Origin of the sequence: Pseudomonas sp. QLc11A (assembly GCF_052112305.1) — a bacterium.
Taxonomy (GTDB): Bacteria; Pseudomonadota; Gammaproteobacteria; order Pseudomonadales; family Pseudomonadaceae; genus Aquipseudomonas; species Aquipseudomonas laurylsulfatiphila.
The window spans coordinates 273,155-292,045 of record NZ_JAVAJJ010000005.1; the positions used below are offsets into that span (position 1 = coordinate 273,155).

General features: G+C 59.6%; 21 protein-coding genes. 7 read left to right on the forward strand and 14 right to left on the reverse strand.

Translation table 11 applies throughout. The features are described from left to right. Window positions 1–5 precede the first annotated feature (5 nt). The 3 genes from Q8X48_RS10625 to Q8X48_RS10635 all read right to left on the reverse strand — a co-directional run bounded on the left by Q8X48_RS10625 (window position 6) and on the right by Q8X48_RS10635 (window position 3,822). Complete coding sequence (locus tag Q8X48_RS10625) at window positions 6–1,721, reverse strand: proline--tRNA ligase (protein ID WP_126049712.1); 1,716 nt, start codon at window positions 1,719–1,721, stop codon at window positions 6–8. 143 nt (window positions 1,722–1,864) lie between these two features. Next, window positions 1,865–3,424: an AmpG family muropeptide MFS transporter gene (locus tag Q8X48_RS10630; protein ID WP_095965067.1), complete on the reverse strand. Its 1,560-nt coding sequence runs from the start codon at window positions 3,422–3,424 to the stop codon at window positions 1,865–1,867. A 44-nt stretch (window positions 3,425–3,468) separates the two neighbouring features. Then, window positions 3,469–3,822: an MGMT family protein gene (locus Q8X48_RS10635; protein WP_007971652.1), complete on the reverse strand. Its 354-nt coding sequence runs from the start codon at window positions 3,820–3,822 to the stop codon at window positions 3,469–3,471. Window positions 3,823–3,985: 163 nt separating this feature from the next. Between Q8X48_RS10635 and Q8X48_RS10640 the strand changes: the two genes are divergently transcribed. After that, window positions 3,986–4,993, forward strand: coding sequence for a DUF481 domain-containing protein (locus Q8X48_RS10640; RefSeq protein WP_407800672.1), 1,008 nt, complete (start codon window positions 3,986–3,988; stop codon window positions 4,991–4,993). Window positions 4,994–5,129: 136 nt separating this feature from the next. On the opposite strand, the gene Q8X48_RS10645 is transcribed toward Q8X48_RS10640, so the two are convergent. Beyond that, complete coding sequence (locus tag Q8X48_RS10645) at window positions 5,130–5,339, reverse strand: cold-shock protein (protein ID WP_002554837.1); 210 nt, start codon at window positions 5,337–5,339, stop codon at window positions 5,130–5,132. A 353-nt stretch (window positions 5,340–5,692) separates the two neighbouring features. Between Q8X48_RS10645 and dcd the strand changes: the two genes are divergently transcribed. From dcd to Q8X48_RS10660, 3 genes are all read left to right on the forward strand, one after another. Then, entirely contained in the window at window positions 5,693–6,259 is a 567-nt protein-coding gene (gene dcd, locus Q8X48_RS10650) for a dCTP deaminase (protein WP_007940589.1), read from the forward strand. Between the two features lie 107 nt (window positions 6,260–6,366). Then, window positions 6,367–6,576 carry a hypothetical protein gene (locus Q8X48_RS10655; RefSeq protein ID WP_033047523.1) on the forward strand — a complete coding sequence of 70 codons (210 nt, stop codon included), beginning with the start codon at window positions 6,367–6,369 and terminating at the stop codon, window positions 6,574–6,576. A gap of 246 nt (window positions 6,577–6,822) precedes the next feature. Continuing rightward, window positions 6,823–7,203, forward strand: coding sequence for a hypothetical protein (locus Q8X48_RS10660; protein WP_407800674.1), 381 nt, complete (start codon window positions 6,823–6,825; stop codon window positions 7,201–7,203). 55 nt (window positions 7,204–7,258) lie between these two features. Here Q8X48_RS10660 and Q8X48_RS10665 read toward each other — a convergent pair whose 3' ends face one another. From Q8X48_RS10665 to Q8X48_RS10690, 6 genes are all read right to left on the reverse strand, one after another. Continuing rightward, the gene (locus Q8X48_RS10665; RefSeq protein ID WP_095965070.1) at window positions 7,259–8,023 is read right to left on the reverse strand and encodes an ABC transporter ATP-binding protein; all 765 of its coding nucleotides are present in this window, start codon (window positions 8,021–8,023) and stop codon (window positions 7,259–7,261) included. Between the two features lie 13 nt (window positions 8,024–8,036). Next, entirely contained in the window at window positions 8,037–9,155 is a 1,119-nt protein-coding gene (locus Q8X48_RS10670) for a succinylglutamate desuccinylase/aspartoacylase family protein (protein ID WP_407800675.1), read from the reverse strand. Window positions 9,156–9,181: 26 nt separating this feature from the next. After that, complete coding sequence (locus tag Q8X48_RS10675; protein WP_126049719.1) at window positions 9,182–9,892, reverse strand: ABC transporter permease; 711 nt, start codon at window positions 9,890–9,892, stop codon at window positions 9,182–9,184. Beyond that, a complete protein-coding gene (locus Q8X48_RS10680) occupies window positions 9,889–10,617 on the reverse strand; it encodes an ABC transporter permease (protein WP_095965073.1) in 729 nt (242 codons plus the stop codon). Before Q8X48_RS10680 ends, Q8X48_RS10675 begins: the two co-directional genes overlap by 4 nt. A gap of 56 nt (window positions 10,618–10,673) precedes the next feature. Then, complete coding sequence (locus Q8X48_RS10685; protein ID WP_126049721.1) at window positions 10,674–11,456, reverse strand: transporter substrate-binding domain-containing protein; 783 nt, start codon at window positions 11,454–11,456, stop codon at window positions 10,674–10,676. A 407-nt stretch (window positions 11,457–11,863) separates the two neighbouring features. Continuing rightward, entirely contained in the window at window positions 11,864–14,314 is a 2,451-nt protein-coding gene (locus tag Q8X48_RS10690; RefSeq protein WP_407800676.1) for a penicillin acylase family protein, read from the reverse strand. Window positions 14,315–14,549: 235 nt separating this feature from the next. Here Q8X48_RS10690 and Q8X48_RS10695 point away from each other — a divergent pair, with 235 nt between their 5' ends. Beyond that, window positions 14,550–15,107 (forward strand): cysteine hydrolase family protein, encoded by a 558-nt coding sequence (locus tag Q8X48_RS10695; RefSeq protein ID WP_407800677.1) that lies wholly within the window; start codon window positions 14,550–14,552, stop codon window positions 15,105–15,107. Window positions 15,108–15,278: 171 nt separating this feature from the next. On the opposite strand, the gene Q8X48_RS10700 is transcribed toward Q8X48_RS10695, so the two are convergent. The 4 genes from Q8X48_RS10700 to Q8X48_RS10715 all read right to left on the reverse strand — a co-directional run bounded on the left by Q8X48_RS10700 (window position 15,279) and on the right by Q8X48_RS10715 (window position 17,048). Further along, complete coding sequence (locus tag Q8X48_RS10700) at window positions 15,279–15,491, reverse strand: SEC-C metal-binding domain-containing protein (protein ID WP_015093814.1); 213 nt, start codon at window positions 15,489–15,491, stop codon at window positions 15,279–15,281. Then, on the reverse strand, window positions 15,488–15,982 hold the full coding sequence (locus tag Q8X48_RS10705; protein ID WP_407800678.1) for an LEA type 2 family protein: 495 nt from the start codon (window positions 15,980–15,982) through the stop codon (window positions 15,488–15,490). The genes Q8X48_RS10700 and Q8X48_RS10705 overlap by 4 nt, the downstream gene beginning before the upstream one ends. Before the next feature lie 87 nt (window positions 15,983–16,069). Continuing rightward, on the reverse strand, window positions 16,070–16,546 hold the full coding sequence (locus Q8X48_RS10710; protein ID WP_015093816.1) for a YchJ family protein: 477 nt from the start codon (window positions 16,544–16,546) through the stop codon (window positions 16,070–16,072). 4 nt (window positions 16,547–16,550) lie between these two features. Then, window positions 16,551–17,048: a DUF6231 family protein gene (locus Q8X48_RS10715; RefSeq protein WP_007971634.1), complete on the reverse strand. Its 498-nt coding sequence runs from the start codon at window positions 17,046–17,048 to the stop codon at window positions 16,551–16,553. Between the two features lie 189 nt (window positions 17,049–17,237). On the opposite strand from Q8X48_RS10715, the gene Q8X48_RS10720 reads away from it, so the two are divergent. Both Q8X48_RS10720 and Q8X48_RS10725 read left to right on the forward strand, forming a co-directional pair. Next, complete coding sequence (locus Q8X48_RS10720) at window positions 17,238–17,927, forward strand: OmpA family protein (protein ID WP_095965078.1); 690 nt, start codon at window positions 17,238–17,240, stop codon at window positions 17,925–17,927. Between the two features lie 91 nt (window positions 17,928–18,018). After that, window positions 18,019–18,726 (forward strand): OmpA family protein, encoded by a 708-nt coding sequence (locus Q8X48_RS10725; protein ID WP_126053019.1) that lies wholly within the window; start codon window positions 18,019–18,021, stop codon window positions 18,724–18,726. Window positions 18,727–18,891: the final 165 nt, after the last annotated feature.

Here is an 18,891-nt window from a genome sequence, read left to right on the forward strand (position 1 = left end):
TGCTATCAGCGGCGGATGCGGGCCTGAAGGAAAGACAGCACGTCGGCGACCGGCAGCGCTTGTGCGTCGGCCTCGGTACGGCTCTTGTATTCCAGGTTGCCTTCGGCCAGGCCGCGGTCGCTGACCACGATCCGGTGTGGAATGCCGATCAGTTCCATGTCCGCGAACTTGATGCCCGGGCTGGTTTTCTTGTCACGGTCGTCCAGCAGCACTTCGAAGCCGGCAGCGGTCAGTTCCGCGTACAGCTTGTCGGTGGCTTCGCGAACCTGCTCGGTTTCGTAGCGCAGCGGCACCAGGGCAATCTGGAACGGTGCGAGCGTGTCGCTCCAGATGATCCCGTTTTCGTCGTTGTTCTGCTCGATGGCAGCCGCCACCACGCGAGACACGCCAATGCCGTAGCAGCCCATTTCCAGGGTGACCGGCTTGCCGTTCTCGCCCAGTACTTCGCACTTCATCGCTTTGCTGTACTTGTTGCCCAGCTGGAAGATGTGCCCGACTTCGATGCCGCGCTTGATTTCCAGGGTGCCTTTGCCGTCAGGGCTCGGGTCGCCGGAAACTACGTTGCGCAGGTCGGCAACGGTCGGAACAGGCAAGTCGCGCTCCCAGTTCACGCCGAAGTAGTGTTTGTCGTCGATGTTGGCACCGATGCCGAAGTCGCTCATCAGTTCGACCGAGCGGTCGATGATGATCGGCAGCGGCAGGTTCAACGGGCCGAGGGAACCGGCGCCGGCGCCAATGGCTTCGCGCAGTTCGCTTTCCGAGGCCATGACCAGAGGGCTGGCCACGCCTGGTTGGTTGGCGGCCTTGATTTCGTTCAGCTCATGGTCGCCACGGATGATCAGGGCAATCAGCTTGCCTTTCTCTTCGGCGTGCACCACGAGGGTCTTGATGGTTTTCTCGATCGGCAGGTTGAAGCCTTCGACCAGTTGCGCAATGGTCTTGGCGTTCGGGGTGTCGACCAGACGCAGTTGTTCGGTCGCAGCGGCGCGCGCGGTTTCCCGTGGCACGGCTTCGGCTTTCTCGATGTTCGCGGCGTAGTCGGAGCCGTTGCTGAACACGATGTCGTCTTCGCCGGACTCGGCCAGCACGTGGAACTCGTGGGAACCGGCACCGCCGATGGAGCCGTTGTCGGCTTCAACAGGGCGGAACTTCAGGCCCAGACGGGTGAACACGTTGCAGTAGGCCTGGTGCATGCGGTCGTAGGTGACCTGCAGCGAAGCCTGGTCAGCGTGGAACGAGTAGGCGTCCTTCATGATGAATTCGCGGCCGCGCATCAAGCCGAAGCGTGGGCGGATTTCGTCACGGAATTTGGTCTGGATCTGGTACAGGTTGATCGGCAGCTGCTTGTAGCTGCTCAACTCGTTGCGCATCAGATCGGTGATGACTTCTTCGTGGGTCGGGCCGGCGCAGAAGTCGCGGCCGTGACGATCCTTGAAGCGCAGCAATTCAGGGCCGTACTCCTCCCAGCGCCCGGATTCCTGCCACAGCTCGGCCGGTTGCGTGCTCGGCATCAACACTTCGAGAGAGCCGGCGGCGTTCATTTCTTCACGAACGACGGCTTCGACCTTGCGCATTACCCGCAAGCCCATCGGCAGCCAGGTGTACAGGCCCGAGGCAAGCTTGCGGATCATGCCGGCGCGCAGCATCAGCTGGTGGCTGATCACGACCGCGTCGGAAGGCGTTTCTTTTTGTGTGGCGAGCAAAAATTGACTGGTGCGCATGGTTGGCCGTTATCGATTGCTGATGACGAGAAATGACGGAGCATTGTACGGGCGAGATCCGCTGGCGTACAGGCGTGCGGTCGGTGGTGTGGCAGGAGGGCGCGATTCACTCGGCCCTCCGCGATTCTTCCTGCAGTAAAAACCTACGATTCTTCGGCTACCGGTGTCTGCACCGGTTCCGGGGTGGGTGTCGGGCCTGCGCGGCGGTTCTCCTGGAACCAGTGCAAGGCGATCAACAGCAGGGTCGGGACGCCCAGCAGGGCGGTAATCAGGAAGAAATCGTGATAACCGAACTTCTCCACCATGACCCCGGAGTAGCCGCCGATCAGGCGTGGCAGCAGCAGCATGATCGAGCTGAGCAAGGCGTACTGGGTGGCGGAGAACTTGAGGTTGGTCAGGCTCGACAGGTAGGCCACGAAGGCCGAGGTGGCCAGGCCTGAACTGAAGTTGTCCAGGGAGATGGTCAGTACCAGCATGTTCAGGTTGGGGCCCATGTCGGCGAGCATCAGGAACAGGATGTTGGTCGCCGCGGATGCGATGCCGCCGATGAACAGGATTGGCAGGATGCCGAAACGCACGATCAGCAGGCCGCCCATGCCGGCGCCGACCAGGGTCATGATCAGGCCGAAGATTTTGCTCACGCTGGCGATCTGGTCCTTGGTGAAGCCCTGGTCGATGTAGAACACGTTGGCCATCACGCCCATGACCGTATCGGACATCCGATAGGTGGCGATCAGGCCGAGCAACAGCAGCGCTTGCCAGCGGTATCGCAGGATGAAGTCGTTGACCGGCGTCAGCACCGGCGCCAGGCCGCGACGGCCCATGGCCGAGAGGCACAGGGCGGTGAGCGTGATGTAGAGGATGGCCCTCAGGAGTGCGCGGTCTTCGAGCAGCAGGTCGAGCAGGCTCACACCTTCGAACAGTACGCTGGCGAAGTCGGTGTTGTAGAGCTGGGTGAACATGGCTGGCACGGACACCAGCAAAATGATCAGCACGAACACCGAGGCCAGTTGATGCATGAAGCTGTAGCGCCCGGCCTGCAGTTGTGTGCGCAGCGGCACGGGTGGTTCGCGCATGAACAGGGACGTCAGCAGGGCCGGGACCATCAGTGCGCCGAACAGGATGTAAGTACCGGCCCAGGCCGAATGCTTGTAGTTGAAACCGGTGGAGCCAAAGCCTTCGGCGAAGTACAGCGCGCCTGCGGTGGCCAGTAGCGCAGCGACCCGGTAACCGGACATGTAGCTGGCGGCCAGGGCGGCCTGGCGATTGTCTTCGGCGATTTCCAGGCGGTAGGCGTCTACTGCAATGTCTTGCGTCGCTGATGCGAAAGCGACGACCACGGCAATGGCGATCAGCCAGGACAGATGTTTTTGCGGGTCGCAGAAACCCATCCCGATCAGGCCCAGGATGACCAGTGCCTGGGACAATACGAGCCAGGATCGTCGTCGGCCGAGTTTGCCGAGCAAAGGCAGTCGCCATTGGTCGAGCAGGGGCGACCAGACCCATTTGAAGGCATAGGCCAGGCCGATCAGGCTTGCATAGCCAATGGTTTCACGCGCCACGCCGGCTTCACGGAGCCAGACCGAAAGTGTCGAAAACACCAGCATGTAGGGCAGGCCGGCAGCGAAGCCAAGCAGCAACAGCACGAGTGTCGAAGGGCTGGCATAAGCGGCGAGCGCGGCGCGCCAGGTTTTACGGGGCATGGGCTGGAGTCTGCCTCAAGAAATACGGAAACAAAGCGCGCACTCTAACCGCTGTGCTCTACCGGACGCCAGCCATGGCGCTGAATATCAACACGATTATTCAGGACACTGATGCCCTCCATGCGTAATCGTGCGCGCTGCTCATCACCTGAAGGGCTGCCGACCGGCAGGCTGATACGCCCGTTTGCGCCCAGAACGCGATGCCAGGGCAGCTTGCTGTCGCTCGGCAATTGGCTGAGTGTACGGCCTACCCAGCGAGCGGCGCGACCCAACCCTGCAAGCTCGGCCAGCTGGCCATAGCTGACGACTTTGCCCTCGGGAACTTGCGCCAGAGTCAGATACAGCGCCGTGCGTCGGATTTGCGCTGCGCTCTCGGGTTCATCGGTTGGATCGGTCACGTCCGTCAGTCCTGAAGAAGTCTGCTTTACCGTCTGTAGAGTAATTCCTGTACGGGCGCTTGAGAAATGAACTCAACAGAAATAGCCGGGTCAGTCCTTGTCAGGGCCTTATTCCTGCGGATAATGCCGATTTTTTTCGCAATCCCGAGCCTGTATTTTGCTTATGTTGTCCAGATCCCTGCTATGTCTCGCTGTCCTTGGCGCCTCCACTCCCTTGCTAGCCGATACCGTGTGGTTGAACAACGGTGACAAGCTCAGTGGCAAGATCACGCTGTTCGATGGCGGCAAGCTGCTGATCCAGACCGAGTATGCCGGTGCGGTGACGATCGACTGGAAGCAGGTCAAGACTCTGGACAGCGATCAGGAGTTGCTGGTCAAGCAGGATGCCTACACGGGTGAGAAATCCAGGTCGCTGAAAGCGGCGGACGCCGGCAAGGTCACGCTGGCCAATGGCGATGCACCGAAGACCGTCGAACTGGCGAGCATTCAGCAGATTCTCAAGCCAAAACCGGTGGTCGAGGATCTGGTGTGGAAAGGCAATGTCGATGTCGCGCTGGATTATCAGCGGGCGGAAAACGATACCGATGACTACGACATCGATTTCAAGACCAGTGCGCGCCACGGTCGCTGGCGGCATACCGCCGAAGGCGAATACAACCGCGAGTTCCAGGACGACGTGGTGACCACGGACAACTGGCGGGCCGAGTACTCCATCGACCGGTTCCTGACCGAGCAATGGTTCTGGCAGGGACGCCTGGTGTACAAGCGCGACAAGGTCGAAGACCTTTCCCGTCAACGCACCGTTGGCACGGGTCCCGGATATCAGTTCTGGGATAACGAACTCGGGGCGTTCTCACTGGGGTCGCTGGTCAACCGCACGGACTATGATTTCTCCGATGGCAGCAAGGAAAATTTCTACGCCCTGGCCATGACGTGGGACTACAACCGCTACCTGATCGGCAAGCGTGTCGAGTTCTTCACCAATGGTGAGGTCGCCAAGCCGCTGTCGGGTGTGGCCGACTACGCACTCGATGCCGAGATGGGGTTGCGCTACAAGGTGACTGACTGGGCTTCGCTGAACCTGAAGGCGGAGCGGGACATCATCAGCGGTACCGACGATGCGGATCTGGACAAGACGCGCTACACCGCAGGGTTTGGCGTGACCTGGTAAGGCACTAAAAGATCGCAGCCTGCGGCAGCTCTGTAGGAGCCGCCGCAGGCTGCGATCTTTTTTACCTGTGAAAAACACACAGGCACAAAAAAGCCCCGCTGTTGAGGGCGGGGCTTTTTACTAAAGCAAGTACAAGTTAGATAACTTGAACTTCTTCAGCTTGCATGCCTTTCTGACCGCGGGTAGCGATGAAAGAAACCTGTTGGCCTTCTTTCAGGCTTTTGAAGCCGTCGGACTGGATAGCTTTGAAGTGAACGAACAGGTCGTCACCGGATTGTGGGGTGATGAAGCCGAAGCCTTTTTCATCGTTGAACCACTTAACGGTACCGGTTTGGCGATTAGACATGGTGTAACTCCTTGAACAAAGATAACTGCGACTCAGGAAGAACCCTGGCCGAGACTGAGTGCAAAGAGCAGGAAAAATTCTTGTAGATGGTTGGATCGAAATTCAACATATCGTGTAGAGATTCTCAGTGACACAAGCAGCACAGTGACGCCACCTTAACCCTTTTTCCGGGACGTGCCAATGCTTCTTGCGAAGGTTTCTCTGTTTTAAGGATCGGCGGTGTGACGGTTCGTCGCCAACGCGCGTAATTCCTGCCTGTTCGGCGAGAATTTCACCCCGGACTTTGAACCCGGCGGCGCGCCCGGTAAGATGCCGGACAGAATTTTTCGACCTCGCAATTCAGGACACCCGCCATGAGCATCAAATCGGACAAGTGGATTCGCCGCATGGCGCAGGAACACGGCATGATCGAGCCTTTCGTCGAGCGCCAGATGCGCGGCAGCGACGATAGCCGTGTGATCTCCTACGGCGTGTCGAGCTACGGCTACGACGTGCGTTGCACCAATCATTTCAAGGTGTTCACCAACATCAATTCGGCCATCGTCGACCCGAAGAACTTCGATGCCGGCAGTTTCGTCGACATCCACAGCGACGTGTGCATCATTCCGCCGAACTCCTTTGCCCTGGCCAGCACCGTCGAATACTTCCGCATTCCGCGCAATGTACTGACCATTTGCCTGGGTAAAAGCACCTACGCGCGCTGCGGCATCATCGTCAACGTCACACCGCTCGAGCCTGAGTGGGAAGGTCACGTGACCCTGGAGTTCTCCAACACCACCAATCTGCCGGCGAAAATCTACGCCAACGAAGGCGTGGCGCAAATGCTGTTCCTTGAGTCGGACGAAGAGTGTGAAGTGTCCTACAAGGACCGTGGCGGCAAGTATCAGGGCCAGCGTGGCGTGACCCTGCCGCGCACCTGAGTCAACCGTCTGACAAATGTCGGGAATTCCTGAGCGGGGGTACACTCTATGGAGTGTACTGTTCCGATCCGCGCAAGGCGGGTCGGGCCATCGCCCAGGAGTGCCGAATGAAGATCGATCCGCGAATCAGTGCCGAACTGGCAAGGCTTGAACCCAATCAGGTTGGCGTTCTGGCCTGGTCCTTGTTGGCACATCCGCCCGTCAGCATGGCAGGGGGCATTCCCGGCCAGCCTGATCCTGATACCCCGAACGAGCAACCCAACGAACCGGGAGAGCCCACCCTGCCGGATGAGCCACCGCCTGCGCCTGTTGCCTGATTTTCGATCTCCGCCATTCATGGCCGGTGAACGGCGGTGGTTGTCTTCAGCAAGCAGGTTTGCGTCTGTTTTTTGCCATTCACGAACGTAGAGTCTGAATCGGCCTGCACATATTCGGAAGTAACTGTGTCTGTCGTCGAAACCAATCGACGGGTATGGCCGTGGTTCCATCTGTGAGCTGCGTGCCCGGCCGTTGGCAAAGGGGGCGCCAGTCAGTTAACGACGAATATGAAAAGGAACATTCAGATGAGTGCAAATCGATCGGGACATATGAGTGCCGATGTCATCTCGACAGACGGCTCCATGCAGTTTCGCGTAACGGATGGACTCGATTTTTATCAGCGGTCAAACATTCATCGCATTGAGGCGGATAACGGTCAGGGGACAGCCTTTTACGTGTATTTGCCGATGGGAATCCAGAGTGGCGGTTTCAGCCTGGGGCTCACCGAGGGATCGCCCATGGTCATCCATGTGAGCGGCAACTCGGAGGCAGAGCTTTATCCAGGAACGCTCGAGTTGACGGTGGGAGGTGACGCGCAGTTTGCCGGACGCTTCAGCGGGACGGACGCTAATGGTCTGCAAGTGAGTAATGGCAGTTTCAGGTTGGAAAACGAAGCGACGGCATAACGGTTGACGGATGTTGGAAGCCGGGCAAGCCGGCTTCCACTCTTCCTGTCGGTGGTTATTTCAGGTTGCCACTGAGGAACTGCTTCAACCGCTCGCTTTTCGGATTGCCCAGCACGTCTTCCGGCGCGCCTTCTTCCTCCACCAGGCCCTGGTGCAGAAACAGTACCTGGCTCGATACTTTGCGGGCAAAGCTCATTTCATGGGTCACCATGATCATGGTTCGGCCCTCTTCGGCCAGGCCCTGGATCACCTTGAGCACTTCGCCCACCAGTTCCGGGTCCAGCGCCGAGGTCGGTTCGTCGAACAGCATGACTTCCGGTTCCATGGCCAGTGCGCGGGCAATCGCTACCCGTTGTTGCTGGCCGCCGGACAGGAATGCCGGGTACTGGTCCGCCACACGGGAGGCCAGCCCTACCTTGTCGAGGTAGCGCCGGGCGCGGTCCTCGGCTTCTTTCCTGTCGCAGCCCAGCACCCGGCGCGGCGCCATGGTGATGTTTTCCAGCACCGTCATGTGGCTCCACAGGTTGAAGTGCTGGAACACCATGGCCAGGCGGGTGCGAATCCGCTGCAGTTCATCGGCATCGGCCACGTGCATGCCGTGACGATCCTTGATCATGCGGATGTTCTGCCCGTCGAGGCTCATGGCGCCGTCGTTGGGTTGTTCCAGGAAGTTGATGCAACGCAGAAAGGTACTTTTACCCGAGCCACTGGCGCCGATCAGGCTGATGACGTCGCCGGTCTTGGCCTTGAGCGAAACACCTTTGAGGACTTCATGGTCGCCATAGCTTTTATGCAGGCCTTCGATGGTCAATTTGTACATGGGGCGTGCATCCTCAAGGCGAAAGTAGATAGCCGCTGCGATAGGCTTCGGTGCCCGCGACGTGGGCGATCACCATGCCGGCAGTGGCCATGCGGCGCAGCGAGCGGGCGTACATCAGCCCGGCGGCGGAGCAGTGAACGGGAGTGACGCGGTCGTTGATCGGATCAATGACCTCGGCGATCAGTTGCCCCGCTTCCAGGTATTGCCCCGGCAGTGCGGTGAACACCAGCAGCCCGCCAGCAGGCGTGGCTACCGGTTCTACACCGGCCAGCGGTGTCGCCGGATAGGGCAGGTCGGGCAGGGGGGCGGATTCGCCGGCGATCGCGCCGAAATGGATCAGGTAATCGATCAGTGCCTGGCAATCACGGTTCGCCAGCGGATGATTGACGTCGCCCTGACCGCGCAATTCGACGGTCACCGAAAAACTGCCCGGTGGAATGTCGAAGTGTTCGCCGAAGCGCTCTTTCAACTGCCACCACAGCAGGGTGAAGCATTCATCGAACGACTGGCCGCCAGAGTCCGTCGCCAGCAGGCTGGCTTCGGCGCCGATGTAACGGGCCAGCGGCTCGACCTGCGGCCAGGCCTCCGGGGTGGTGTACAGATGCGCGACCGCTTCGAAGTCGCAATGCAGGTCGAGCACCATGTCGGCGTCGCAGGCCAGTCGTTGCAGGGTCAGGCGCTGGGATTGCAATTGGGTGTCGGCAGTCTGTCGGGCCAGCGCTTCGCGCAGGCTGCTGCGGATCAGTTGCCGGTTGTGCTGCGGATCGTCACCGAGCTTGCCCTCGATCGTGTTGCCGACCTCTTCACTGAGGTCGAGGAACCAGCGGTTGAAGTTCTGGCCGCTTTCCAGTTCGTAGCGGCCCAGTGGTACATCCATCAGCACCTGTTCCAGACCCACCGGGTTGGCGATGGGTACAAGCACGATTTCGCTGCGCAGGCGACCGGCGGCTTCCAGCTCTACCAGGCGTTGCTTGAGGTGCCAGGCCACCAGCATGCCGGGCATTTCGTCGGCGTGCAGAGAGGCCTGGATGTAGATCTTGCCGTTGGCCGGTTGTGGGCCGAAGTGAAAACTGTGGATCTGTCGTGCGGTCCCCGGCAGCGGGGCCAGCAGGTCATGTTTCTGGTGGCGCATCTGTTGTTCCTGAAGCAGGTTGAGACCTAGTGGGTCGGCCCGAGGAAGGCCAGCCATCGGCGTTCGGCAAGGCGGAACAGGCCGACCAGTGCAAAAGTGACGGTCAGGTAGATCAGCGCGGCGATGCCGAACGACTGGAAGGTCAGGAATGTCGCCGAGTTGGCGTCCCGCGCGACTTTCAGGACGTCGGGGATGGTCGCGGTGAAGGCCACGGTGGTCGAGTGCAGCATCAGAATCACTTCGTTGCTGTAGTACGGCAACGAGCGACGCAGGGCCGACGGCATGATCACGTAGGCATACAGCTTCCAGCCTGTCAGGCCGTAAGCCTTGGCCGCTTCCACTTCACCGTGGGCCATGCTGCGGATTGCCCCGGCGAAAATCTCCGTGGTGTAGGCGCAGGTGTTCAGAGCGAAGGCCAGGATCGTGCAGTTCATCGCATCGCGAAAGAATGCGTCCAGTACTGGCTGGGCCCGAATGGTGGCCAGGCTGTAGATCCCCGTGTAACAGATCAGCAACTGGATATAGAGCGGCGTGCCACGAAACAGGTAGGTATAGAACTGCACCGGCCAACGGATGTAGAGGTGCGGCGACACACGGGCGATGGACAGCGGGATCGACACGATAAAACCAATGAAGATCGACGCGCTGAGCAGCCACATCGTCATGGCCAGGCCAGTGATGTTGTTGCCGTCGCTATAGAGAAAGGGTTTCCAGTATTCCTGCAGAAGTTCGATCATCGTACGGCCTCCCGGGTACCGGCGGAGTAACGACGCTCAAGCCAGCGCAGGATGATGTTGGACGCGCTGGTGATCACCAGGTAGATCAATGCTGCAAGCACCAGGAAGTAAAACAGCTGATAGGTGCTTTTGCCGGCGTCCTGGGCGGCCTTGACCAGGTCGGCGAGGCCGATGATCGACACCAGGGCGGTGGCCTTGAGCATCACCATCCAGTTGTTGCCGATCCCCGGCAGGGCATAACGCATCATCTGCGGGAACACCACGATCCAGAAACGCTGGCCGCGCTTGAGGCCATAGGCGGTGGCCGCTTCAACCTGACCCCGTGGGACGGCGAGGATCGCGCCACGGAAGGTTTCGGTGAAATACGCACCGTAGATGAAGCCCAGGGTAATGACCCCGGCACTGAACGGGTTGATCTCGATGTATTCCCATTCCATGTAATCGGTAAAGGAGGTCAGCCAGGTTTGCAGGCTGTAGAAGATCAACAGCATCAGGACCAGGTCCGGAACGCCGCGAATGAGGGTGGTGTAGAACTGGGCAGGCACGCGCATCAGTTTGACTTTTGACAGCTTGGCACTGGCGCCGAGCAGCCCGAGCAGCACGGCCACCAACAGCGACAACGCCGACAACTTGATCGTCATCCAGGTGCCTTGCATCAGCAGCGGACCGAAGCCCTTGAGGCTGAAGGCAGAGAGCCCCAGATTTTCTAATAGGTTTTCGAACATAAATCAGCAACCTGATCGGATGAAAAAAGCGCCCATCGCAAGATGGGCGCCGGGCATTATTTGCCGCTGTACAGATTCAGATCGCCAAAGTGTTTCTTCTGAATGGTGGCGTAGGTGCCATCATCGTGTAACGCTTTGATACCTTTATCCAAAAGTGCTTTCAGCTCGGTGTTACCTTTCTTAATGCCGATCGCGGTTTTGGCTGGCAGCAGTTCGCTGTCGACAGGCTTGCTGACTTCGTAGCCTTCACCTTTTGGTGACTTCAAGAAGCCCAGTTCGGCTTGCAGCATGTCCTGGATCGCTGCGTCGAGACGGCCGGAAGTCAGGTCGGAATACACCTGATCCTGATTCTGATAGGCCTGGGTTTTTACGCCGGCCTTGTCGAGAACGGCTTTGGCGTAGGCTTCCTGGATGGTGCCTTGCTCGTAGCCTACGGTTTTGCCCTTCAGCGAAGCGATGTCCTCGGTCAGGCCGGAGCCTTTCTTGAACACATAGGCGGTTGGGCCGGAGAACAGCTCGCTGGAGAAGTCGATGACTTTTTCACGGGCTTCGGTAACGGTCATCGACGAGATCACGCCGTCGAATTTGTTGGCTTTGAGGCCAGGGATCATGCCATCGAAGTCACTTTCGACCCACTTGCACTTGACCTTCAGTTCGGCGCAGATCGCGTTCCCCAGATCGATGTCGAAGCCTACCAGGCTGCCATCGGCCGCTTTCGACTCGAACGGTGCGTAGGAAGGGTCAACGCCGAAACGCAGTTCTTTGTATTCTTTCGCCATGGCGGAGCCAGCAGCCATGCACAATGCCAGTGCAGAAAGGGTCAGCAATGCTTTTTTCATTATTCAATCCCTAAAACCAATATGAGCGCTTGTGGCGCAGAATTATTGTTACTGGAAAGCGTAAGACATGTTGAAAGTAGCAATTTCCGAACCAGAGTGCCGAACAAGCGTTTTAAAAGGTGTCTGGAAATAACCGGAGACAGATTTATGCACGAAAACGGGCGCAGGGAAATGGCTGCACCAGTGCGACTCAAAAAGAAAAATATTTGAGGATGAATAGAGGGGTAGCTGAGCAGATTTGCAAGCACCTGTACCCTGGGGTTGCCAGCGGTAGATCGGCAGGCCAAAGGTCGACTCGGTGACTTGTCAGCTATGAGGTTGGCGCGGGGCGAGAAGTACTATCGGGCTTTATGAGTGGATGAAAACCAGTGTGGGAGCGAGCAAGCCCGCTCCCACAGGGATCAGCGTTACTTGCCGGGTGTCAGTGTCAGTCGATTCTTGCCATAGGCCTTGTCGAAGTTTTGCGGCTGCATCGGCAGGCTCATGTACTGGCCCTTGAGCCAGGGTTCGATGCTGTTGAGGTAATTCGCACTGGCCGGGTTGCCGGACTGACCGGTGCCGTTCTGTGCCATCAGCGGTTCGGACTGGCCGAAGTCGACGATAAAGCGCATGGCGGGCGCCAGCGTGGTGTTGAAGTCCTGGCCCCAGGCGAACGCGGCGGTGTTGAGTGTGGTGTGATCGCCACCGGCTGGTAGCGGACCGCGTACCGTCTGGCCGCTGCTGTTCTTCCATTCATAGCGGTGCAGTTTGCCCCACTGCCAGGCTTTGTGATCGCCGCCCAACTGGCTGTCGCCTGCGCTGATCGCTGCAGCGAGGCTGCGCGCGAGGATGGCCGGTTTGTCTTCTTTGTGTGCGGTGCGCACGTCATCCCAGAACGGGCTGTCCTCACGCCCGAGCAAGTGATCGGCCTGGGCTGCGTAGGACAACTTGCCATTGGCGACAAAGGCCTTCCACGCCGGACTGCCTTCCGGGCCCAGTTCGTCGAGGAAGATCTGCCGGGTGCTTTCCTGCAGGAACAGTTCGTAGATGGCCGCATCGGTGGAAGTCGGGCTGAGCTTGCCATCGAACGCCATCAAGCGGCTGTAGGCTTCGTGTGCCTTGGCGCGATCGGCCGTCGGCAAGGCGTCCATGGCTTGTTTGAGTGGCTGGGCCATGCCTGGCGTTTCGAACATTTTCTTCAGCTTGGCAGCGAAGGTCGTGGTCTGGTCGTACTGCATGGCGATCAGGCTGCGGCTGTCGTGTTTGCCTGCGCCGGCCAGTTCGGCCAGACGCTCGCCGCGCTCCGGAGCGGCCCAGGAATTGGACAGCTGCATGCCGTAGCCATGGGGGATGACCCGCTGATTGGCGGTGCCGAGCCAGCCTTGGGCCGGGTCCTGGTCGTACGGGTGCAGCATCGGGTCGGCATAACCGTCCCAGTCATATCGACCTTCCCAACCCGGCGAGGGCAGCAGGCCTTCGCCTTCGCGGCGGTTCGGGTAGCGGCCGGTGACCTGCCAGCCGATGTGGCTGGCGTCGGCAAACACCAGGTTCAGTGCGATGGCGCGGATTTCGCGGCTGGCATCCGATGCTCTCTCGGCGCTCTGGGCGCGGGACAGGTCGAAGAACGCGTCCAGGGTCTTGTCGTCAGTGAAGTTCGGCATCTGCAAGGCCAGGCCGAAACCATTGGCCAGCATGGTGCCCTGGGCGCTGTTGAGCAGCGGGCCATGGCGGGTTTCGTACACTGCTTCGCGAATCGGCCGCTGGCCTTTGACGAAATAGGTTTCGTTGCGCACGATCGCCGGCTGCCACTTCCCGGCGTTTTCGTAGGCAAGTCCGTTGCCTTGGCGCTTGATCTTCTCCAGGAACAGGTCCTGGTTGTCGCCCATCACGGACGCCATGCTCCACGCCACTTTACCGTTGAAACCACCGAGCACCATCGGCAGGCCCGCGATGGTCACGCCGGACGCCTGATACTTCGGCGCGCGAATCTGCACGTAACTGAACAATGAAGGCACGCCCAGCGGGCCGTGACTGTCACTGGCCAGCAGGCTCTTGCCGCTGCGGCTGCGTTGCGCGGCGATGGCCCAGTTGTTCGACGAGGTGGCGCCCAGCAGGTTCAGGTCCGACAGTTGTCCCGTGGCTTTGCTGAGTTCGGCCAGGCCCGGTACTTGCCCGTTGAGCTTGAGGCCCTGGAGTTTTTCGCTCTCGGCGACCGGCAGTTTTTCATCGGGGGCGGACGGCGTCAGCCACGCCAGTTTGTCGGTGGTGACGGTCTGGGCCAGTACCAGCGAGGAAATCTCTTCCGGCAGGTTGGTCGACTGGCTGAAGTTCAACAGGCAGAAAATCAGCGCCGAATCTTCCGGCTGCCAATATTCAGGCTGGTAGCCGGTGGCCGCGAGGTCCGCCGGCAGCTTGTCGCGGTAGCGGAAAAGGTAGGCGTTGACACCCCGCGCGTAGACTTCGAAGAAACGCTTGAGGCGCGGCGAAGAGGCCTTGTACAACTCGCCGGCACTTTTCTTCAGGTTGACCGCCCGCATGTAACGGTCGGCATCCAGCAGGTCCGCGCCGTGCATCTCGGCCAATCGGCCCTGGGCCAGCAGGCGCAGGGTGACCATCTGCGTAATGCGGTCGCTGGCATGTACGTAACCTAGGGTGAACAGCGCGTCGTGGAAGCTGTTGCTTTCGATCAGCGGCATGCCCATGGTATTGCGACGCACCGAAACGTTCTGCGCCAGGCCCTTGAGCGGTTGCACGCCGGAGGTCGGCGGGAGGGTGTCCTGGGCATTGAAGTTCTGACAACCGGTCAGGCTCAAGACGCCCGCCACTGCTGCGGCAACGCCGAACCGGGGTAGAAAATGAGTAAGGGCTGGCGAGGCCATGGCAAAGCTCCTGCGGGGGGTAGAGGCGGTGGGGCGCAATAAAGGCGCTACGTTAGTGAGCGGGAGGTGGCCGCGCAAGCGGGGTACAAGGTTATTTCGGGATTTGTCAAAGATCGGCGTATCCCGGTAGGAGCTGCCGAAGGCTGCGTTCTTTTGATTCTCGACAGTGGCTTGCCAGCCGTAACCGGTGATGTTGAAGTGCGACACGGTCAACAATCCTGGGAGAAAAACCGGCATGGAGCTCAAGGCAAACGCGGCACTGATCATCATCGATCAACAAAAAGGCATCCTTCACCCCAGGCTTGGCCGCAGGAATAATCCTCAGGCCGAAGAGCGCATGCTGGAGTTGCTCGGTCATTGGCGACGCACCGCTCGGCCGGTGATTCATGTGCAGCACCTGTCCCGCTCGGAGGACTCGGTGTTCTGGCCGCAGCAGTCGGGAGTGGAGTTTCAGGAGCGGTTCGCGCCAATGGCCGGTGAACGCTTGATCCAGAAGCAGGTGCCGGATGCGTTTTGTTCGACGGGGCTGGAGATGCAGTTGCGCGAGGCCGGGATCGGGCAGTTGATCATTGTGGGTGTCGCGACCCACAACTCGGTGGAGTCTACGGCGCGCACCGCGGGCAACCTGGGGTTTGATACCTGGGTGGCCGAGGATGCGTGCTTTACCTTCGACAAGGCTGACTTTTTCGGCCATGCCCATAGTGCCGAAGAGGTGCATGCGATGTCGCTGGGGAATCTGCATGGCGAGTATGCGACGGTGGTCAGCGCTGCCACCCTTCTGATGGATGACTGACAACTATTGTGGGAGCGGGCTTGCTCGCGAAGAGGGCCTCAGCTTCAACATCGTTTTTGCCTGACACACCGCTTTCGCGAGCAAGCCCGCTCCCACAAGGGAACTGCATTCACAGCACAGGTCTGCTCGCGAAGACGATTCAACAGGCGAAGCAAGTCTTCGCCCGAAGCATCAAGCGCCGTGGCACTTCTTGAATTTCTTGCCGTTGCCGCATGGGCACGGATCGTTGCGGCCGACGTCTTTCAGGGCATTGCGTACCGGTTCCTGGTGGGCGTGGCCACAGTTCGGACCGTGGACATGGCCGTGGTCGTGATCATGGTGGTGATGGTCATGATCGTGATCGTGGTTGCAGTCAGGGCCGTGGACATGGGGTTGCTGGGTCATCGGTGTTGCTCCGGAATTAAATCGGCGGCGATTATCACGCCATTGCGCGCCAGGTGCACGTAGTGGGCGATGAATATACCGGTTTCCAGTTCACCTTCCAGACGATAGGGAATGGGTTGGTCGGATTTTTTCAGCAGTTTGGCCAGATCACGGACCTTGGACCACAGGTTGGTGCGGACCGGCACCTTGAAGTAGGCACTGTGCCTGGGGCTGATGGTGAACCAGTGTTCGTACTCGCCGTCGGCCAGCAGTATGTCACCCAGGTGAACGCGGTACTCCAGACTGCGCACCGTCAGGTCACTGTCGTTGGGGTTGTCGATGCGAAAATGCAGGAGGAGTTTCTGCTCCAGCAGTTTGGCGCTGACCACTTCGACCTTCACCAGATGGACCTCGGGGTCCGGCAAGTCGTCGTCGAACCACGACGCACAGCCGCCAAGTCCCAGTGTCAGGAACAGGGTGAGCAGACAGAGTGCGCAGCGGCGGATGATCATCGTGGAGTTTCTCCCTTGAGTCCCAGTCTAGACCCAAAGGATCGCAGCCTTCGACAGCCCCTGCGTGGTGGGCAGTCATTCCATGGACTAGCTGCTGAAGTAACCCGCGCAGCATTTCTTGAACTTCTGTCCACTGGCACACGGGCAGGGGTCATTGCGCCCGAGTTTGAGTGGCACGGTCGGGTCGATGAAATACCAGCGCCCGGTGTTCTGTACGAAGGATGAGCGCTCTCGATGGCTGTGCTCGCCACTACTGTCGTGCCACCGCGCGGTGAAGGTCACGAAAGCGTGTTCAGGCTGGCCACCCAGCACTTCGGAGCTTTCCACCTCAAGGCCCAGCCACGTACTTTGCGCACTCCAGTCACTGATCGATTGACGGTCCAGGCCGGCCTGTTGGGCGGGCAGGGTGGTGGCCACCAGATAGTCGACCAACCCCAGCACGTAGGCGCTGTAGCGCGAGCGCATCAAGGCTTCGGCGCACGGCGCCGGGTGTCCGGCATGGTAGTGACCGCAGCAGGCATCTAGCAGGGTGCCGCTGCCGCAAGGGCAAATGGATGTACTCATTGCTTTACCACCAGTATTTCCCGAAGTTTTCCGGATTGGCCCAGAAGCGCGAATTGAGCCAGTCGGGGACTTGTTTGTATTCAAGCAGATCGTAGGTAAACAGGGTCAAGACCTGTTCGTCCCGTTGAAAGCGCTCGCTGGCTTGCAGGGCCAGGGAGAAAAAGTCGGTTTCCTGCCAGCCACAGGCCGGCAGATCCGCCAGCACGGCGATGCGGCTGGCGTTGAGGTTGCGGATGCCGCCCAACAGGTTCAGGCCGTCGCGCTTGGGCAAATGCTCCAGGCAATCGACCACCAGGGCCAGGTCGAATCGGCGGGCCGCCAACTCGTCGGGCAATGGGCCTGGGGCCGCGAAAGCCACGCAGCTGTCCGGGTGCGCGAGTTTGAATGCTTCCAGTGCCGGGAATTCGCTGGCGCCGATCAACAACAGGCGCGCGGGGGCATATCGGTCAAGTAAAGCGGCCAGTGCCTGCTGCGGCGTGCGTGAAGAAATACCTGCAATCATCGAAGATCCTCAATCAGATCTGCCAAGACTAGCCTGCCCGGCCGTTCGGGCCTAGAGCGGCTTGGCGACAAATGCGCCAAGCTGCCGTTAATGCCTTAATAAACAGCATGGCCTATTGCTGGCGGAGATTAATACTCGGGTCTTTACTACCTGAATCGGTTCTAAGCCGATCCTTCAGGAGAAAACTAGATGAGCATAGTTCGGACAGCATTACCCTTGGTTCTGCTAACCAGTGTGTTGACTGGTTGCGCAGGTTTGCAGAAAACCGACTGGCCGACCTGTGCGGCGGTTGGTGGTGTCGTGGGTGCGGGCCTCGGTGCGACCGAAAGCTCGGCATGGGCAGGGTATGGTGCTCTGCTCGTCGGTGGTACTGCAGCGGCTTATTGCTGGGTGCACGGTGATGGCGACGAAGACGGCGACGGTGTGCCGGATAGTCGCGACAAGTGCCCGGGCACGCCTAAAGGCGTTCAGGTCGATGCCAACGGTTGCCCACCACCAGCGCCTGTGGTTGAAGAAGTGGTTGTGGTCAAGGAAGAAACCATCGTCATCCGCGATGTTCACTTCCAGTTTGATAAAGCCACGCTTACCTCGTCCGACAAACAGGTCCTCGACAAGATTGCCACTCGCCTGAAAGCCGAAGCCCCGACTGCTCAACTGACCGTAACCGGTCATACCGACAGCGTGGGCAGCGACGCCTACAACCAGAAACTGTCGGATAAACGCGCCCACTCGGTGGTTGAGTACCTCATCGATCAAGGCGTACCTCGCAGCAACTTCGTGTCGGTGGTCGGTGCCGGTGAAAGCCAGCCGGTTGCGGACAACAAAACCGCTGACGGTCGTGCACAGAACCGTCGTACGGAAATCAAAATCCAGCGTTAAACACCCCTCGCATCCGCGCCTTGTGCAGTCGCGGATGCGGGTCTTTACTCCTGTGTAACCGGTATGGGCCGGTGACACAGGAGCTTTCAATATGATCGTTCTCACAAGGACCGTCTTGCCGGTTCTGCTACTTGGCAGTCTCTTGACCGGCTGCGCGACCCACAGCGATGGCACTGCCCCCCTCAATCAACGAACCTGGCCAATCTGCAGCCTTATCGGCGGCCTGGTCGGCGGTGGTCTGGGCGCAATCGAGAGTGGCGCCTGGGCCGCGGGCGGGGCAGCGCTGGGTATCTTGTCCGGTGGCTTGATCTGCTATGCCCAGGATGGCGACGAAGACGGCGACGGCGTTTTCGACCGGCGCGACCGTTGCGCTGATACTCCCGCCAATACCCCGGCCGACCATCGCGGTTGCCCGGTGCCGCAGTACCCGGACAGCGTCCAGACCGAGCCTGTGCAATCCGAAGTCATTACTCTGAGTGATCTACTGTTTGTCTTCAATCAATCCGACCTGACCCCGACGGCCAAGAGTCAACTGGATGCGCTGATGAGCCAGTTCCTGGATGCCGATGTGGTCAGCATCAAGGTGGTCGGCCATACCGACGGCGTCGGTTCGGATGCCTATAACCAGGCCTTGTCGGAGCGACGCGCCAGCAGCGTGGCGGAATACTTGATCAGCCAGGGTGTGGCGCCGAACAAAGTTACCAGCGAAGGCAAGGGTGAAAGTCAGCCGATTGCCGACAATGAAACGGACGAAGGTCGTGCGAAAAACCGTCGCGTGGAACTGCATATAAACCGCTGAGCCAAGAGATAGAGCCGTCGAGCGATAGTTGTCAGCGCTGCGACGGCCGTTCGGCGCCTTCATGAAGATTTTTCCGTTGCCCTCTGGCTTATCCCGCGCGGAAGCCGTTACTGTGCGCCCAAACAATAATTCTCATCGGGGGGGGCGTATGAAAGTCTTATGGGG

Bases quoted from the DNA above. Each gene is read 5' to 3' on its own strand.
- Q8X48_RS10625 (WP_126049712.1), bottom strand. From the start codon at position 1,721: ATGCGCACCAGTCAATTTTTGCTCGCCACACAAAAAGAAACGCCTTCC.
- Q8X48_RS10630 (WP_095965067.1), bottom strand. From the start codon at position 3,424: ATGCCCCGTAAAACCTGGCGCGCCGCGCTCGCCGCTTATGCCAGCCCT.
- Q8X48_RS10640 (WP_407800672.1), top strand. From the start codon at position 3,986: ATGTTGTCCAGATCCCTGCTATGTCTCGCTGTCCTTGGCGCCTCCACT.
- Q8X48_RS10645 (WP_002554837.1), bottom strand. From the start codon at position 5,339: ATGTCTAATCGCCAAACCGGTACCGTTAAGTGGTTCAACGATGAAAAA.
- dcd (WP_007940589.1), top strand. From the start codon at position 5,693: ATGAGCATCAAATCGGACAAGTGGATTCGCCGCATGGCGCAGGAACAC.
- Q8X48_RS10655 (WP_033047523.1), top strand. From the start codon at position 6,367: ATGAAGATCGATCCGCGAATCAGTGCCGAACTGGCAAGGCTTGAACCC.
- Q8X48_RS10660 (WP_407800674.1), top strand. From the start codon at position 6,823: ATGAGTGCAAATCGATCGGGACATATGAGTGCCGATGTCATCTCGACA.
- Q8X48_RS10665 (WP_095965070.1), bottom strand. From the start codon at position 8,023: ATGTACAAATTGACCATCGAAGGCCTGCATAAAAGCTATGGCGACCAT.
- Q8X48_RS10670 (WP_407800675.1), bottom strand. From the start codon at position 9,155: ATGCGCCACCAGAAACATGACCTGCTGGCCCCGCTGCCGGGGACCGCA.
- Q8X48_RS10675 (WP_126049719.1), bottom strand. From the start codon at position 9,892: ATGATCGAACTTCTGCAGGAATACTGGAAACCCTTTCTCTATAGCGAC.
- Q8X48_RS10680 (WP_095965073.1), bottom strand. From the start codon at position 10,617: ATGTTCGAAAACCTATTAGAAAATCTGGGGCTCTCTGCCTTCAGCCTC.
- Q8X48_RS10685 (WP_126049721.1), bottom strand. From the start codon at position 11,456: ATGAAAAAAGCATTGCTGACCCTTTCTGCACTGGCATTGTGCATGGCT.
- Q8X48_RS10690 (WP_407800676.1), bottom strand. From the start codon at position 14,314: ATGGCCTCGCCAGCCCTTACTCATTTTCTACCCCGGTTCGGCGTTGCC.
- Q8X48_RS10695 (WP_407800677.1), top strand. From the start codon at position 14,550: ATGGAGCTCAAGGCAAACGCGGCACTGATCATCATCGATCAACAAAAA.
- Q8X48_RS10700 (WP_015093814.1), bottom strand. From the start codon at position 15,491: ATGACCCAGCAACCCCATGTCCACGGCCCTGACTGCAACCACGATCAC.
- Q8X48_RS10705 (WP_407800678.1), bottom strand. From the start codon at position 15,982: ATGATCATCCGCCGCTGCGCACTCTGTCTGCTCACCCTGTTCCTGACA.
- Q8X48_RS10710 (WP_015093816.1), bottom strand. From the start codon at position 16,546: ATGAGTACATCCATTTGCCCTTGCGGCAGCGGCACCCTGCTAGATGCC.
- Q8X48_RS10715 (WP_007971634.1), bottom strand. From the start codon at position 17,048: ATGATTGCAGGTATTTCTTCACGCACGCCGCAGCAGGCACTGGCCGCT.
- Q8X48_RS10720 (WP_095965078.1), top strand. From the start codon at position 17,238: ATGAGCATAGTTCGGACAGCATTACCCTTGGTTCTGCTAACCAGTGTG.
- Q8X48_RS10725 (WP_126053019.1), top strand. From the start codon at position 18,019: ATGATCGTTCTCACAAGGACCGTCTTGCCGGTTCTGCTACTTGGCAGT.